This is a genomic window from Nocardiopsis suaedae (assembly GCF_027706745.1).
Classification (GTDB): domain Bacteria; phylum Actinomycetota; class Actinomycetes; order Streptosporangiales; family Streptosporangiaceae; genus Nocardiopsis_A; species Nocardiopsis_A suaedae.
This window is the reverse complement of sequence record NZ_JAQFWP010000027.1, coordinates 22,783-36,986: the sequence shown is the minus strand read 5'-3', so window position 1 is coordinate 36,986 and position 14,204 is coordinate 22,783. Positions and strand designations below refer to the sequence as shown.

The following is a 14,204-nucleotide window of genomic DNA, read 5'->3' as shown; positions in this document are numbered from 1 at the left end:
GGCGTGCGCACCTTTCCCGTCCGCACGTTCACCGCTGCGCGGCACAGGGGCCTGGCCCCGCCGGCCGAGTTCGAAGCAGACGCCTCCCAGCACGGGGAAGCCTCAGAAGATGGACACAGACGAAAGGACCACCCGCAACGCGGGTGGTCCTTGCACGCTGTCAAGCGCAACGGTCCTACTTCGCGGCCTTCATTCAGGCACGTGTCCCAGCAAGACCCTTGGGGTGGAGCTGAGGGGATTCGAACCCCTGACCCCCTCGATGCGAACGAGGTGCGCTACCGGACTGCGCTACAGCCCCTCAAGACGTTCCCCAGCCTAGCAGCTCCGCACGGGTGCTCTGAACGACTTTCCCCGGGGTGCAGGGGCCTCAGTCGCCGACGGCGCGCTGGTGGGCGTCGGCGTACTGGTCGTAGACCTCCTGGTCCCGGGGCGCGGGCATGTCGATGACCTCGGCCGTGCGGGCGGCGCGCACCGCCTCCGCCCGCCGCCGCGCCGCCGCCCGGCGGCGCCGGAGGCCCTCGGCGGCGGCGCGGCGCTCGGCGTCGGCCTTCGCCGCCTCGCGCAGCAGCGCCAGGTGCCCGGTGAGCAGCAGCACCGGCGGGGCCAGCACCCACCACGGGCCCAGCCCCATCCCGACGGCGGCCGCGGTCGCGGCCAGCAGGGTGCACAGCGCGAGCGTGCGGCGGCGGCGACGGGCGATCACCCGCGCACGGGTCTGCCGGACCCGGGGGGCGGCGGCGCGGCGGGCCGGGGCCCGGCGGCGCTCCTCCACGGGTGCGGGCTCGGGCTCCTCCCGGGGGGCCCAGGACTCGGCGGCCCCGTCGCGCGGTCCCGGGAGGTACTCGTCGTAGGAGAGGATGCGGGTGCGGTCGGGGTCGTCGTCGGCCTCCTCGGCGGGGCCGCGCTCCTCCTCGTCCTCCACGCGGTCCTCGGCGCCGCGGTCCGCCTCACGGTCGGCGTCGGGCTCGGCGCCCGGCTCGGGTTCGGCGCCGTCGCGCCGCATCAGCATGGGGACCAGGACGATCAGCCAGACGACGACAATGGCGAGGTACAGGGCAGAACTGTTCATCGCCCCTCCTCGCACCGCCGGCCACCGGACACTCCCAGACGCCCCGGCGACACCGGTCCCCGCCTACGGCCGGGATCCGGCACCACGGCCCCGCAGCCGACTGCGCGGCTCAGCGTTCCATGCGCCGTCCCCCATGCGCCGTATGTACGTGTTACCGACATCGTTGATGCGTCTACGTTCCGCACGGTACGACCGAGTGTCCGTAAATGCGCAATATTCGGACCGGAGTGTCGTGAGATTGCAGTCTTCCTCTTCCTCGGCCACCTCCTCCGCGAGGAGAAACGAAAGCGGGCGCGGCGTCCGCCGCGCCACCGGCGCCCCGCGCCGGTTCCGGAGATTATCCCGCGCCCGGCCCGCCTCCGACAGGGCTTCGGCGAGGCGGCCGGGACCGGCCCTCGACACCCCGGCTACGCGCGGCGCCGCCATGGTCGCACAGCGCGGGCACATTCGGCTCCCCGCGCATCCACGCCCGGATCGTCCGGTCCGTCCCGGTGCCGCGGCGCGGCACTCTCAGGAGCGCCCCTCGGCCGTCCTGCCGTCCTGGCGGGTGCGCCAGCGCGCGAGCAGCCCGCCCGGGACGTCCTCGACGGTCAGCGCGTAGCAGATGTGGTCGCGCCAGGCCCCGTCGATGTGCAGCTGCCGCTGCCGCACGCCCTCCTCGCGGAAGCCGAGCTTCTCGGCGACCCTGCGGCTGGCCCGGTTCTCCGGGCGGATGTTGGCCTCGATGCGGTGCAGCCCCACGGTGAAGAAGGAGTGGTCCACGGCCAGGGCGACCGCCGTCGGGGTGACCCCGCGCCCGGCGACCTCCCGGTCGATCCAGTAGCCCACCTGCGCCGACCGCGCCGATCCCCACACGATGGCGCTGACCGTCAGCTGCCCGGCGAAACGGCCCTCATAGGTGACGGCCCAGGGCATGGACAGGCCGTGGCGCGCCTCCCGGCGGATCGCCTGGAGCATGGCCACGTACGGGGTCAGGGACGAGGTCTGCAGCGGCATCTCGGGGTGGGTGGGCTCCCAGGGGCGCAGCCACTCGGCGTTGCGCACCCGCGTCTCCCGGAGGGCACGGGCGTCCCGCACGCGCAGCGGCCGCAGCCCGACAGGGCCCTCGGTGAGCGTGACGGGCCAGCCGCGTATCCGACTCAACGTCGCTCGTCCTCCCCGGCGCCTCGCGGGTCGCTGCCGTCCCGGGTGCCGCGCCGGCCGCGCCCGGGCCCAAGGTCCCCCGGGCGGTCCCGGGCGACACGTCCCAGTATTCCACTCCGGCCGCGGAGCGGGGCGGTGCGGCCGGTCCGCCGCTCACGCGCCGCCCGCGGGCCGGGGGTGGTCGCCGCCGCGCATCTGGTCGATGGCGTGGGCCAGCACGGGCGACAGCACCTCCATGCCATCGCGGACGCCGCCGCTGGAGCCGGGCAGGTTCACCACGAGCATGCGGTGGCCGTCGCCCTCGCGCTCGGCCACCCCGGCCAGCCCGCGGGAGAGGATCGCCGACGGCACGCCCTTCTCCCGTCCGGCGGCGCGCAGCGCCTCGGGGATGCCGGGGATCTCGCTGACCAGCAGCCCGCGGGTGGCCTCGGGGGTCGCGTCCCCGGGGGTCAGGCCGGTGCCGCCGGTCGTGAGGGCGGCGTCGTACCCCGCCTCCAGGGCCCGCCGGAGGGCCTCGGCGACGGGTGGGCCGTCCCGGACCACCCACGGGCCGTCGGCCTCGAACCCGGCGGCGCGCAGCGCCTCGGCCAGCACCGGGCCGGAGCGGTCCGGGTAGACCCCGGCGGCGGCGCGGTTGGAGGCGGTGACCACGACCGCGCGGTAGGGGCCGCCGCTCACCGCGGGTCCCCGGCACCGGTGTCCGCGGCCCCGTCCGGGCGGGTCCAGTGGCCGGTCTTGCCGCCGGTCTTCTCCTCCACCCGCACGTCGGTGACCACGGCCGCCGGGTCGATCGCCTTGACCATGTCGACCAGCGCGAGGGCGGCCGCCGTCACGCAGGTGAGGGCCTCCATCTCCACGCCGGTGCGGTCGGCGGTGCGGACGGTGGCGGAGATGAGCACGTCCTCGTCGCGCACCCGCAGGCCGACGTCGGCGCCGTGGATCGCGATGGGGTGGCACAGCGGCACCAGGTCGGGGGTGCGCTTGGCGGCCTGGATCCCGGCGATGCGGGCCACCGCGAGCGCGTCGCCCTTGGGCACGGTGCCGCCGCGCAGGGCCTCGACCACCGCGGCCGAGACGCGGACCCGGCCGGAGGCGGTGGCCGAGCGGGCGGAGACCTCCTTGCCGGTGACGTCCACCATGCGGGCCGCGCCCGCCGCGTCGAGGTGGGTGAACCCGGAGGAGTGGGGAGATGGTGCGGACATGGCACCGAAGGTATCCCACCCGCCCGCGGGCGCGCAGGTCCCCGCCGAGGCGCGGGGCGGCGGGCGGTCAGGGCCGGGGCAGTCGCAGCACGGCGACCTCGGTCCCTTCGGGCAGGCTCTCGGCGTCCTCGGGGACCACCGCCAGGCCGTCGGCGTCGGCCAGGGCGGAGAGCTGGTGGGAGGCCTGCCGGGACGCGGGGACCGCCCGCGGGCCGCCGTCGGCCCCGGGGTCTTCCTCCAGGCGCACGCGCAGGTAGGAGCGGCGGCCGGGCGGCGAGGAGACCGGGGCGGCCAGGCGCGCGGAGACCGTGGGCAGCGGGTCGGGCGCCACCCCCTGCATGCGGTGCAGCGCCGGGAGCAGCAGGACGTAGAAGGACACGAAGGCGCTCACCGGGTTGCCCGGCAGGGTGATGATCGGCGTGGCGTCCTCCCCCACCGTGCCGTACCCCTGCGGCTTGCCCGGCTGCATGGCGACCTGCTCGAAGCGCACCGTCCCCAGTCCGGAGAGGGCCTCCTTGACCGGGTCGTAGGCGCCCATGCTGACCCCGCCGGTGGTGACCACGATGTCGGCCTGCATCAGCACGTCGTCGATCGCGTCCAGCACGGCGGCGGGCTCGTCGCCGACGAAGGAGTGCCGGTGGCCGTCGCAGCCCGCGGCGATCGCCGCCGCGGTGAGCATGTAGCCGTTGGACTCCCAGATCTGGCCGGGCGCCAGCGGCTTGCCCGGCTCGACCAGCTCCTCGCCGGTGGACAGCACCGCCACCCGGGGCCGCGGGCGCACCGGTGCGGTGCGCCGCCCCACCGAGGCGAGCACGCCCAGCTCGGCGGCGCCCAGGCGGGCGCCGGCCCGCAGCACCGTGTCCCCCTCGCGCACGTCCCCTCCGGCGCGGCGGACCGCGTTGCCCGCGGCGGCGGGGCGGTGCACGGACACCTCGGCGCGGCCGCCGTCGGTCCACTCCACCGGCACCACGGCGTCGGCTCCGGCGGGCATCGGGGCGCCGGTCATGATGCGGGCGCAGTAGCCGCTGCGGACCGCGTGGGCGCCGGTGTCCCCGGCGGCGATGTCCCCGGCCACGGGCAGGCGCACGGGCGCCGTCCCGCTCGCGCCGGCCACGTCGGCGGCGACCACGGCGTAGCCGTCCATGGCGGAGTTGTCGAAGGGCGGCAGCGCCACGGGGGCGGTCACGTCCTCGGCGAGCACGGCCCCCTGGGCGCGCAGCAGGTCCAGCTCGATCGGGGGGAGCGGGCGCACCAGCCCGAGGATGTCGGTGATGTGCCTCTCGACGCTCTTCATCGGTCCCCTCTCGAAGCGGGTGTCACCCCGGCAGGTCGCCGGGGTCCTGCGCCGCCGCGAACTCGCGGAGCCACGGAACGAACTCCGCGGCGAGGTCGGGCCGCGCACACGCGAATTCCACCACAGTGCGAAGGTAGTCGAGCCTGTTTCCGGTGTCGTAGCGCTGCCCCCGGAACAGCACCCCGTGCACCGGGCCGCCCTGGTCGGGCCTGCGCCCGGCCAGCTCCCGCAGGGCGTCGGTGAGCTGGATCTCACCGCCGCGCCCGGGCGGGGTGTCGCGCAGCACCCCGAAGACCTCGGGGGCGCACACGTACCGGCCGATGATCGCCCAGCGGCTGGGGGCCGACTCCTGCGGCGGCTTCTCCACCAGGTCGGTCACGCGCACCACGTCGGGGTCGTCGGTGGACTCGATGGCGGCGCAGCCGTAGAGGGAGACCTGTTCGGGCTCCACCTCCATGAGGGCGACGACGCTGCCGCCGCGCTCGGCCTGCACGTCGATCATCCGCTTGAGCAGCCCCTCGCTGGCGCCGATGAGGTCGTCGCCCAGGAGGACCGCGAAGGGCTCCCCGGCCACGTGGGCGTCGGCGCACAGCACGGCGTGGCCCAGGCCGCGCGGCTCCCCCTGGCGCACGTAGTGCACCTGCGCCAGCTCGCTGGACTCGCGCACCGACCGCAGCCGCTCGGTGTCGTCCTTGGCGCGCAGCGCCTCCTCCAGCTCGTAGGCCCGGTCGAAGTGGTCCTCGATGGAGCGCTTGCTGCGCCCGGTGACCATGAGGACGTCGTTCAGCCCGGCGTCCACGGCCTCCTCGACGACGTACTGGATGGCCGGCTTGTCCACGATCGGGAGCATTTCCTTGGGGGTGGCCTTGGTCGCCGGAAGGAACCTCGTGCCGAGGCCCGCGGCCGGGACCACGGCCTTGGTCACCCGGGGCAGGGAGTGTCGCGTATCCGTCATGAGCGCACTCTAGGACACGGTCGGAGCGGGATCGGGCCGCCGCGCGCGGGCTGACCTGGGGATCCGGGAGAAACGCCCGGTCGCGCGGGGTGTGGGCGGACGGTGTTCACCGCCCCTTCTCCCCCTTCTCACGCGGCCGCTTCCTGACAGACTCGCCCCCATGGACGCTGATGCGAGGTCGGAGAAGGAGCGGCTGCGGGCGCGGCTGCTCGACGCGCGTGCGGCCCTGTCCGAGGAGCGCCGGGACCGCGCGGGGTCGGCGCTGCGGGACGCGGCGGCCGAGGTGCCCGAGCTGGCCACCGCGGGGACGGTCGCCGTGTACTACTCGGTGGACGCCGAGCCGGACACGCGCAAGCTGGTGACGATGCTGTGGAAGCGGGGTGTGTACGTGCTGCTCCCGGTCTTCCGGTCGGACCGGTCGCTGGACTGGGCGGCCTATGAGGGGCCGGACAGCGTGGCCCCCGCGCGCTTCGGGCTGCTGGAGCCGACCGGCCCCAGGTACGGGAGGGAGGCGGTCGCGCGGGCGTCGGTGGTGCTGGCGCCGGCGCTGGCGGTCGACCACGCGGGGTACCGGCTGGGGCGCGGGGCGGGATGCTACGACCGCGCGCTGTCCCTGGTCGGGCCGAACGCCCTGAAGCTCGGGGTGATTTACGACACAGAGTTCCTGGAGTCGGTGCCGGCCGAGGACCACGACCGGCCCGTGGACGGGGTTCTCACCCCGGAAGGCGGACTGCGGCGCCTGTGACCTGGCGGCGCGGGGGCGGGGCGCGGAACAGCGGGAGGCCGGGCGGCGTTGCATCCACCGGCGGCGCGGAGCCCGGCGTGTCGGCCCCCGAGGTCGCGGCACCGCTGTTCAACCGCGTACTATCTAGCAGTCGACGGGCGAGAGTGCCAGCAAGGAGGATCACGTGCCTACATACCAGTACGTCTGCACCGAGTGCGGCGAACCGCTGGAGGTCGTGCAGAAGTTCAGCGACGACTCGCTGACCACCTGCCCCTCGTGCGAAGGGCGCCTCCGCAAGGTGTACTCGGCGGTGGGCATCGTCTTCAAGGGCTCGGGGTTCTACCGCACCGACAGCGCCAAGACCTCCGACAGCTCGGCGATCACGAGCTCCTCCGGGGCGTCCGGCTCGTCGAACGGCGACGCGTCGGCCTCCTCGAACGGCTCCTCGTCGGAGAGCTCCTCGTCCGCGTCGAGCGGGTCCTCCTCCAGCGGTTCCGGCTCGTCGGGCTCGTCGGCCCCGTCCGGCACCTCCTCGTCGGGCTCGTCGAGCGGCTCGCCCGCCAAGGCCGCCTCGGCCTAGAACTTCCGCGCCGCCCACGGCTTTCCGAAGGCCGGGACCCTGTCGCAGGGTCCCGGCCTTCGCTGTACGTCCGCAGCCCCGTGTCCACAGCCCCGCGATCAGAGCCCGCCCCCGCCGCCCGGCGCCCTAGCCTTCCCCCATGACGCTTCGGCGACGGACGGCCCTCGCCCTGGCCCGCCACCGCGGCGCCGTCGGGACGCTGTGCGCCGCGGTGGCGCTCTCCGGGGCGGTCCTGCTGCTGCGCCCGGCGCCCGAGGGCGGGACCGAGGTCGTGGCCGCCGCGCGGGACCTGTCCCCGCTCGACCCGGTCGCCGCCGCCGACCTGGAGGTGCGCACCCTGCCCGCGGACGCGGTGCCCGACGGGGCGCTGCGCCCCGGCGAGGAGCCCGTGGACGGGGCGCTGACCGGCCCGGTCCGGCGCGGTGAGGTGCTCACCGACGCGCGGTTGGCCGACCCTCCCGCGGCCGGGTACGGGCCGGACACGGCGGCAGTGCCGGTGCGGGTCGCCGACGCGCAGGCGGCGGCGCCGGTCGCACCCGGCGACCGGGTGGACCTGGTGGCGGCGCCGCCCGCCCTCTCCGAGGCGCCGCCCGGGGCCGCCCCGGAGGCCGGTCCGCCCGTCGTGCTGGCGCAGGACCGGCCGGTCGTCGCCGTCCCCGATCCGCAGGACGGCGGGGCGGGCGGGGTGGGCGGCGCGGTCATCGTGGTCGCCGCGGAGCGGGGGGAGGCGGCGGCGCTGGCGGCGGCGTCCGTCCGCGGCGGGATTGCACTGACGATCCGCGTTTGACCGATGACCGGGGGTAGTGAATCCTGTTCGGCGCGGTTCCGGCGCCCCCGGCCCCCGGGCGCCGCAGGACAGGACCGCCGGTGAGAACGGGAGGGGACGACCGAGCGATGGACGGATTCAAGAGGTTCCTGCTCCAGGGCAACCTGGTGCAGCTGGCGGTCGCCGTGGTGATCGGCGCCGTCTTCTCCGAACTGATCACGGCCTTCACCGAAGGCTTCATCACCCCGCTTCTGGGGATCTTCGGAGGGGTGCCGCACTTCGGCGACCTCTACTTCGAGGTGAACGGCAGCCGCTTCCTGTACGGCGCCTTCGTGGACGCGCTGATCGGCTTCCTGCTGACGGCGGCGGTGCTGTACTTCTTCGTGGTGCTGCCGGTGTCCAAGCTGATGGACCGGCTCGCGAAGGCCGAGGAGGCGGCGACGCGGGAGTGCCCGCACTGCCGCAGCGAGATCAACCGCATGGCGGACCGGTGCCCGCAGTGCACCTCGGAGGTCGCTCCGGAGGCCTCCGAAGGCGAGCCCGCCTCGGCCTGAGGCCCGGGCGGGGCCGCTGGGCCCCGCCCCCTCTCCGGCCGGGCGGCCCACCCGGTCACTGCGCTCACTCCGCCTTGGCGGCCTCGTACTCCCAGTGCCAGGGCTCGAAGGGGTTGGAGTAGGCCCACTGCGGGTGGAACCAGCCCCACTTCCGGGAGTTGGCCTCCAGCCAGTTGAACTGGGCCGACCCCTGGTTCTGCACCCCGCCGCAGATGTCGACGGCCAGGCCCCAGCCGTGGTTGGAGGTGCCGGGGACGGCGGCGTTGCCCGGGGGCTGCTCGGCGTAGACGCGCTGCTGGTTCGGCAGGTCGCGGTAGGAGCTGGTCAGGCACATCTGGCTGCCGAACTCGTCGGCGTAGGCCTGGTTCATCTCCATGAAGTCCACGGCCGCGTCGGCGCGCAGGAACTCGCCGCCCTGCGGGAGCTCGCACAGCGCACCCTGGGGGAGCAGGCCGTTGGGGTAGTTGGAGGCCTGCGCGCCCTTGCTGGGGTCGCACTCCACTCCGGCCATGTAGGCGTCCACGTCCAGGCCGCGGTCCTTCAGCTCCTTGGTGAGCTTCTCGGTGCTCTCCTCGGACTGCTTCTTGAGGTCCTCCAGGTCGGACTTGAGCTCGACCCGGGCGAGCTGCGTCTCGGCCTGCAGGTTCTGGGCCTCGTTGGTGAGCTCGACCTGGCGGTCGCGCAGCTTGTTGGCCTCCTCGATGAGGGCGTCCTTGTCCTCGGAGAGCTTGCTGACGTAGGAGTCGACGCGCAGGTCCTGCTGGACGCTGCCGGAGGTCATCAGGCCCAGCGCCCCGGCGTCGGGCTGCTGGTAGAGGGTGCTGGCCATCTGGGAGAGCGGCTCGCGCATGTCGCCGAGCTCCAGCTCGGTCTGCTGCAGCTCGTGCAGCGTGGAGACCAGCTCCTCCTGGGCGGCGTCGAGGTCCTTCTCGCGGTCGGTGTAGTCCTCGGTGGCCTTCTCCAGGTCCTCCTTGGCCTGCTCCGCCTGTTCGGCGAGGGCGTCGAGGTCCTCGTCGGCATGGGCGGGGGCGGTGACCGGCGCGACGGCGGCCTCTCCGGCGGGCAGCAGGACGCCGCCGAGGAGCAGGACGGTGACGATCCCCTGGGCGAGCCGCACCCGCAGGGGGCGCGGAAGCGAGACCGCCGACACCGGGGCCCCGGACGCGCTGGAGGAGGGCCGCGGGCCCCGGGACGGCCTCGGAGGACGGGACGCCGATCCGCTTCTCCTGGCGCGGGGCGTCCGCCGCGTCGATGCGAGAGAGAACGGCACGTGAGTCCTCCGGCTACCTGTATCGGTCACGGTCGTGCACGGGCCGTAGGGCGGCCGCATGGCAGGGTACTGCAAAGTCCACATCCGGCCAGCAGGCCGCGGCCCCGCGCCCGGAGCCGACCGGGCCGTCCCCCCTGGCCGCCGCCGCACCCCGGGATCCGCCCCGCCCCAGCGGCGCGCACGGTGTGGCGCATGTCACGCGGGTGGAGTGACAACCCTATAGAGAGAAGAGTACTCACACCCAGAGGACGAGAGCCCCGGGGCGCCCGCCCCTGCCGGTGCGGGACACGAACGCCCCCGCTCCTCCGCTACGCTGGGGCTTGCAAGGCCTCATAGCTCAGGGGACAGAGCACGGCTCTCCTAAAGCCGGTGTCGCAGGTTCGAATCCTGCTGGGGCCGCCACGCAAACGGGCAACGATTCGCCCCCGCCCAGTGCTGACGCCTCACGAGTGCCGCCCATGACCCGTTCTGCGACCCCTGGGCAGCGGTGGCGGTCCGCGACAGGGGGTCGTGGCGACGCGGCCCGAGGTCCGTTCCGTCGCTCCTCGTCACGGTGGTCGGTCATGCTCCGGCACCACCGTCCACCGGGACGATCGCGCCGGTCACCATCGACGCACGGTCGCTCAACAGCCACGCGGCCACTTCGGCGACCTCGCGCGGCTCGGCCATCCGGCCCATCGGGGTTGCGGCGTAGTTCGCCTCGATCACCCCTGGCGTGGCCTTGTCCCAGTCGAGCATCATCTCCGTCGCGGTACCGCCCGGGGCGATGGCATTGACCCGGATCCCCTCCGGCGCCCACGTGACCGCAGCCGACTCGGTGATGCTGTTCAACCCCCGTTTCATGGCCCCGTAGGCGGGAAGCACCGGATTGGCTCGTCGGCCGCCGATGCTGGAGGTGTTCACGATCGCCCCGCCGCCGGCCCGCATCAGCGCGACCTCAGCGTTCATCGCCGTCCAGTGCGCCCGGAAGTTCACCGTGAACTGGCGCTCGATGTCGACGTCGCTCGTGCTCTCCAGCGACCCGGGCTCTTGCCCCGCGGCACCGTTGTTGAACGCTCCGTCGAGCCGTCCGTGCACCTCCCCTGCCTTCGCCACCGCCGCCCCGATGCTTGCGGAGTCGGCGAGGTCCACGGGGACCGCATCGGCGATGCCGCCGGACGCGCGGATCTCTCCGACGATGCGATCGAGAGCGCCGGTGCTGCGCGCGGCGAGCACGACGGCGGCTCCTTCAGCGGCGAAGAGCCGGGCCGCGGCCGCGCCGATGCCGCGGCTGGCGCCGGTGATGAAGACGGCCTTTCCGGCCAGTAGTCCGGCAGGGGTGCTGTTGTCGTCGTTCGTCATGACACCAAGGTCCGGCGAACGTCCGATCGGATGCAGGCACAATCTGTACCAGGATCCCCCGCCGAGTCGTGCGCATACTGGGGCCATGGACAAGCAGGGTCTAGGGGCGTTCCTCCGCGGCCGGCGGGAACGGCTGCTCCCCGAGGACGTCGGCCTCCCCTCCGGCCCCCGGCGGCGCACCCCGGGGCTGCGGCGTGAAGAGGTCGCCGTCCTCGCACACATCTCCACCGAGTACTACGTGCGTCTCGAACAAGGGCGGGCTCCGCGCCCGTCCGCCGACGTCCTCGCCGGGATCGCCGGAGCGCTCCGGCTCACCCCCGCCGAGTCCGACCACCTGCACCTGCTCGCCGGGACCGCACCGAACCGAGGCGGCGTGCACTCGCGGGAGGTCCGCGCGAGCATCCTCGCGCTTCTCGACCGTGTTCCGGGGACCGCCGGGTTCGTGATGTCCGCCGCGTTCGACGTGCTCGCCTGGAACGGCCTCGCGGCAGCGCTCCTGGAGGACTTCGCCGACCGCGCCCCGGAGGAGCGCAACCTCGCCCGGCGCGCGTTCCTGCCCGCCGCACCGGCCGACGATCCTCTGTTCGGGCTCTCCGACGCCGCCGAATTCCGGCGACAGGTCGCCATCGAACTGCGCTCGACTCTGGCCCGTTACCCCGAGGACCCGGCCATCACCGCCCTCGTCGACGACCTGCGCGCCTCCAGTGGCGAATTCGCACGGCTCTGGGATCGCAACGACGTGCAACCCGTGCCGACCCTCACCAAGACCTTTCGCCACCCGATCGTCGGCGACATCACCGTCGATTGCGACGCCCTACACCTCGCCGACCACGACCAGCACCTCGTGCTCTACACCGCGCCCGCCGGGACCCCTTCAGCCGAGAGGCTCACCTTCCTCGACGCGATCGGCGGCGAAAGCATCACGACTCGCTGAACCGACGTCCGACCGGGCACGGGACGGGAGCCCGGTCGCGAGTTCGTGTGCCGACCCCACACTCGACACGCGCCTCGGCACCACCGTCCGCAGGCCGTACCGCCCCTGGCCGAGGGGCGGCGGCCCCCGACCTTCGTTTCTGAGGAACGGTGCGGGCGTGTCGGTGCGTCGCCGTGCGCACGGCCGATTCCCGGGCGGATACGGACTCAGAGTTATCCGGGCCGACCGGTCTCCGCCCCGCCGTGCCCCCGCTCCGGCGGTGGGCCCGATCCGGGTCGGGAGCGGGGGGCGGTCGGCGCCTCAGGGGACGTGATCCGGCCCGCCCCCATTCCGGCCCCGCCGTGTCGTCCGGCTTCCGTCGTCCGAGGGCACCGGGCAGGATGCACCCCACCGACCGGTTCTCGAACACCAGTTCCATTCATCACGGGGGTGACCCATGCGCCGGACGCGCACGGACAGGGCACGATCACGGACCCGGCGGCCCGCGCCGCCCTGGGAGCTGCCCGAGTTCGCCAAGAGCAAGTACTACCCCTGGCTGGAGGAGATGGGCAGCATCCCGGTGCGGCGCGTGGCCGCCCGCCTGCCCGGCCAGGTCGCCACCGCCCTGCGGTGGGCCTGGCGCGCGAGCCCGCGCGACACGGCCACCGTCATCGGCCTCAATGTCGCCTCCGCCGTGCTGGCCGCCTCGGTGCTGGCGGCCCTGGCCGGAATCCTGAACGAGCTGTTCGCCGAGGGGCCCACCCCCGAGCGCATCCGGGCCGCCCTGCCCTCGCTTGTGCTGGCCGGTACGGCGATCACCGCCCGCGCGGCTCTGCGCACCGCCGCGATCCGGTCACAGGGGCGCCTGCGCCACCAGGTGGAGCTGCTCGCCGAGACCGAGCTGCTGGGGGCGGTCACCGCGGTACGGCTGGAGTCCTTCGACGAGTCGGACTTCTGCGACGCGGTCTACCGGGGACGCGACCGAGGGCTCCACGAGGCGGGGCGGATGATCGGGTACACCGTCGACATCCTCGCCGAGACGGTCGGGATCATCGCGGTGGCCTCGGTGGTCACCGTTCTGCACCCGGTACTGCTGCCGCTCCTGGCCGCGACCGTCCTGCCGGTCGGATGGGCCGCCGCGCGCTCGGCCCGCATGCAGTACCGGCGCATGCGCGAGCTGTCGACGACCAACCGGCTGCTCTACATCCACACCTTCACCATGACCCAGCGCGAGACCGCCGCCGAGCTGCGCGCCTACAACATGCGCACCCCGATGCTCGCCGACTACACCGCCCTGGCGCGGTACGTCCGCGACTCGCTGCTGGCCATCGTCGGCCGCCAGACCGCCGCCCGCGCCACGGGGGAGGCCGCGAGCGGAGCGGTCACCCTGGCCACCTACGCCGCGCTGGTGTGGATGCTGCTGGGCGGGTGGATGCCGCTGGCCGTGGCCGGAACCGCCTACGTGGCCCTGGGCCAGGGCAAGGCCGCCCTGGACCGCCTCGTCAACGCGGTCGCCTCCTTCTATGAGGCGAGCCTGTACTTCTCCGACTTCCTTGAGGTGCTGGACCAGGCGCGCGACCGGACGCCCACCCCCGTCGGCGGGCCCCCTCCCGGCCCCCTGGAGGAGCTCCGGCTGGACGACGTCCACTTCTCCTACCCCGGCGCCGACGCCCCGGCGCTGCGGGGGGTCTCCTTCCGCCTGCGCAAGGGCGAGGTGGTGGCGGTGGTGGGCCCCAACGGATCGGGCAAGACCACCGTGTCCACGCTGATCTCCGGCCTGTTCGCCCCGGACAGGGGCACGGTCGCCTGGAACGGGCGCGACCTCGCCGACATCGACCCCGAGCGCCTGCGCGAGCGTATCGGCGCCATGCGGCAGAACCACTCTTTGTGGCCGGCCACCGCCCGCCGCAACGTCGCCATGGCGGAGGGCGAGACGGCCGACGAGGGGCGCCTGCACCGCGCCCTGGCGCTGTCCGGCGCCGACGAGGTCGTCGGCGAGCTGCCCCGCGGCCTGGACACCGTGCTGGACCGCCGCTTCAAGGACGGCGCCGACCTGTCGGGCGGGCAGCGTCAGCGCATCGCCGCCGCCCGCGGCCTCTACCAGCGGGCGGACCTGATCATCGCCGACGAGCCCACGGCGGCGCTGGACGCCTACGCCGAGCAGCGCCTTTTCGACAGCCTCCAGCACGCCGCGCGCGGGGCGACGGTCCTGCTGATCACCCACCGCCTGGCGTCGGTGCGCATGGCCGACCGGATCGTTGTCATGGACCGCGGCCGCGTCGTCGAGCAGGGCACCCACGACGAGCTGGTGCGCAGGGGCGGGCTGTACGCGGAGCTGTATTCGATCCAGGCCGCCGCCTATGAGGTCCCGGGGGTCGAAGAGGCTTCGTGAC

14 protein-coding genes, 2 tRNA genes and 1 pseudogene are annotated in these 14,204 nt (G+C 74.2%); 7 read left to right on the top strand and 10 right to left on the bottom strand.

Annotation, left to right across the window (positions count from 1 at the left end):
• Positions 1 to 224: 224 nt before the first annotated feature.
• The 7 genes from O4U47_RS15600 to galU all read right to left on the bottom strand — a co-directional run bounded on the left by O4U47_RS15600 (position 225) and on the right by galU (position 5,663).
• Positions 225 to 298, bottom strand: a tRNA-Ala gene (locus tag O4U47_RS15600).
• A gap of 69 nt (positions 299 to 367) precedes the next feature.
• Positions 368 to 1,069 (bottom strand): divisome protein SepX/GlpR, encoded by a 702-nt coding sequence (gene sepX / locus O4U47_RS15595; protein ID WP_270678590.1) that lies wholly within the window; start codon positions 1,067 to 1,069, stop codon positions 368 to 370.
• 510 nt (positions 1,070 to 1,579) lie between these two features.
• Positions 1,580 to 2,212: a GNAT family N-acetyltransferase gene (locus O4U47_RS15590; RefSeq protein WP_270678589.1), complete on the bottom strand. Its 633-nt coding sequence runs from the start codon at positions 2,210 to 2,212 to the stop codon at positions 1,580 to 1,582.
• A 153-nt stretch (positions 2,213 to 2,365) separates the two neighbouring features.
• The gene (locus O4U47_RS15585) at positions 2,366 to 2,890 is read right to left on the bottom strand and encodes a MogA/MoaB family molybdenum cofactor biosynthesis protein (protein ID WP_270678588.1); all 525 of its coding nucleotides are present in this window, start codon (positions 2,888 to 2,890) and stop codon (positions 2,366 to 2,368) included.
• Positions 2,887 to 3,414, bottom strand: coding sequence for a cyclic pyranopterin monophosphate synthase MoaC (moaC, locus tag O4U47_RS15580; RefSeq protein WP_270678587.1), 528 nt, complete (start codon positions 3,412 to 3,414; stop codon positions 2,887 to 2,889). The genes O4U47_RS15585 and moaC overlap by 4 nt, the downstream gene beginning before the upstream one ends.
• Before the next feature lie 67 nt (positions 3,415 to 3,481).
• Positions 3,482 to 4,708, bottom strand: coding sequence for a molybdotransferase-like divisome protein Glp (glp, locus tag O4U47_RS15575; protein ID WP_270678586.1), 1,227 nt, complete (start codon positions 4,706 to 4,708; stop codon positions 3,482 to 3,484).
• 22 nt (positions 4,709 to 4,730) lie between these two features.
• Positions 4,731 to 5,663: a UTP--glucose-1-phosphate uridylyltransferase GalU gene (gene galU / locus O4U47_RS15570; RefSeq protein WP_270678585.1), complete on the bottom strand. Its 933-nt coding sequence runs from the start codon at positions 5,661 to 5,663 to the stop codon at positions 4,731 to 4,733.
• Positions 5,664 to 5,823: 160 nt separating this feature from the next.
• Between galU and O4U47_RS15565 the strand changes: the two genes are divergently transcribed.
• Together O4U47_RS15565 and O4U47_RS31295 are read left to right on the top strand one after the other, a co-directional pair.
• Positions 5,824 to 6,408: a 5-formyltetrahydrofolate cyclo-ligase gene (locus O4U47_RS15565; protein WP_270678584.1), complete on the top strand. Its 585-nt coding sequence runs from the start codon at positions 5,824 to 5,826 to the stop codon at positions 6,406 to 6,408.
• 163 nt (positions 6,409 to 6,571) lie between these two features.
• A pseudogene (locus tag O4U47_RS31295) lies at positions 6,572 to 6,712 on the top strand (FmdB family zinc ribbon protein); the annotation flags it as partial.
• A 14-nt stretch (positions 6,713 to 6,726) separates the two neighbouring features.
• Here the strand turns inward: O4U47_RS31295 and O4U47_RS31290 are convergent.
• Complete coding sequence (locus O4U47_RS31290; RefSeq protein ID WP_408638977.1) at positions 6,727 to 6,951, bottom strand: hypothetical protein; 225 nt, start codon at positions 6,949 to 6,951, stop codon at positions 6,727 to 6,729.
• Between the two features lie 155 nt (positions 6,952 to 7,106).
• On the opposite strand from O4U47_RS31290, the gene O4U47_RS15555 reads away from it, so the two are divergent.
• Both O4U47_RS15555 and O4U47_RS15550 read left to right on the top strand, forming a co-directional pair.
• Complete coding sequence (locus tag O4U47_RS15555) at positions 7,107 to 7,754, top strand: SAF domain-containing protein (protein ID WP_270678582.1); 648 nt, start codon at positions 7,107 to 7,109, stop codon at positions 7,752 to 7,754.
• A gap of 107 nt (positions 7,755 to 7,861) precedes the next feature.
• Positions 7,862 to 8,287, top strand: coding sequence for an MscL family protein (locus tag O4U47_RS15550; protein WP_270678581.1), 426 nt, complete (start codon positions 7,862 to 7,864; stop codon positions 8,285 to 8,287).
• A 64-nt stretch (positions 8,288 to 8,351) separates the two neighbouring features.
• Here the strand turns inward: O4U47_RS15550 and O4U47_RS15545 are convergent, their stop codons facing one another.
• Entirely contained in the window at positions 8,352 to 9,404 is a 1,053-nt protein-coding gene (locus O4U47_RS15545) for a D-alanyl-D-alanine carboxypeptidase family protein (protein WP_408638978.1), read from the bottom strand.
• Positions 9,405 to 9,883: 479 nt separating this feature from the next.
• Here O4U47_RS15545 and O4U47_RS15540 point away from each other — a divergent pair.
• Positions 9,884 to 9,959: transfer RNA gene (locus tag O4U47_RS15540), tRNA-Arg, on the top strand.
• Positions 9,960 to 10,118: 159 nt separating this feature from the next.
• Here O4U47_RS15540 and O4U47_RS15535 read toward each other — a convergent pair.
• The gene (locus O4U47_RS15535) at positions 10,119 to 10,898 is read right to left on the bottom strand and encodes an SDR family NAD(P)-dependent oxidoreductase (protein ID WP_270678579.1); all 780 of its coding nucleotides are present in this window, start codon (positions 10,896 to 10,898) and stop codon (positions 10,119 to 10,121) included.
• A gap of 85 nt (positions 10,899 to 10,983) precedes the next feature.
• On the opposite strand from O4U47_RS15535, the gene O4U47_RS15530 reads away from it, so the two are divergent.
• Together O4U47_RS15530 and O4U47_RS15525 are read left to right on the top strand one after the other, a co-directional pair.
• Complete coding sequence (locus tag O4U47_RS15530) at positions 10,984 to 11,832, top strand: helix-turn-helix transcriptional regulator (protein WP_270678578.1); 849 nt, start codon at positions 10,984 to 10,986, stop codon at positions 11,830 to 11,832.
• A gap of 436 nt (positions 11,833 to 12,268) precedes the next feature.
• Complete coding sequence (locus O4U47_RS15525) at positions 12,269 to 14,203, top strand: ABC transporter ATP-binding protein (RefSeq protein ID WP_270678577.1); 1,935 nt, start codon at positions 12,269 to 12,271, stop codon at positions 14,201 to 14,203.
• The last annotated feature ends 1 nt before the right edge of the window (position 14,204 follow it).

Bases quoted from the DNA above. Each gene is read 5' to 3' on its own strand.
- sepX (WP_270678590.1), bottom strand. From the start codon at position 1,069: ATGAACAGTTCTGCCCTGTACCTCGCCATTGTCGTCGTCTGGCTGATC.
- moaC (WP_270678587.1), bottom strand. From the start codon at position 3,414: ATGTCCGCACCATCTCCCCACTCCTCCGGGTTCACCCACCTCGACGCG.
- glp (WP_270678586.1), bottom strand. From the start codon at position 4,708: ATGAAGAGCGTCGAGAGGCACATCACCGACATCCTCGGGCTGGTGCGC.
- galU (WP_270678585.1), bottom strand. From the start codon at position 5,663: ATGACGGATACGCGACACTCCCTGCCCCGGGTGACCAAGGCCGTGGTC.
- O4U47_RS15565 (WP_270678584.1), top strand. From the start codon at position 5,824: ATGGACGCTGATGCGAGGTCGGAGAAGGAGCGGCTGCGGGCGCGGCTG.
- O4U47_RS15555 (WP_270678582.1), top strand. From the start codon at position 7,107: ATGACGCTTCGGCGACGGACGGCCCTCGCCCTGGCCCGCCACCGCGGC.
- O4U47_RS15550 (WP_270678581.1), top strand. From the start codon at position 7,862: ATGGACGGATTCAAGAGGTTCCTGCTCCAGGGCAACCTGGTGCAGCTG.
- O4U47_RS15535 (WP_270678579.1), bottom strand. From the start codon at position 10,898: ATGACGAACGACGACAACAGCACCCCTGCCGGACTACTGGCCGGAAAG.
- O4U47_RS15530 (WP_270678578.1), top strand. From the start codon at position 10,984: ATGGACAAGCAGGGTCTAGGGGCGTTCCTCCGCGGCCGGCGGGAACGG.
- O4U47_RS15525 (WP_270678577.1), top strand. From the start codon at position 12,269: ATGCGCCGGACGCGCACGGACAGGGCACGATCACGGACCCGGCGGCCC.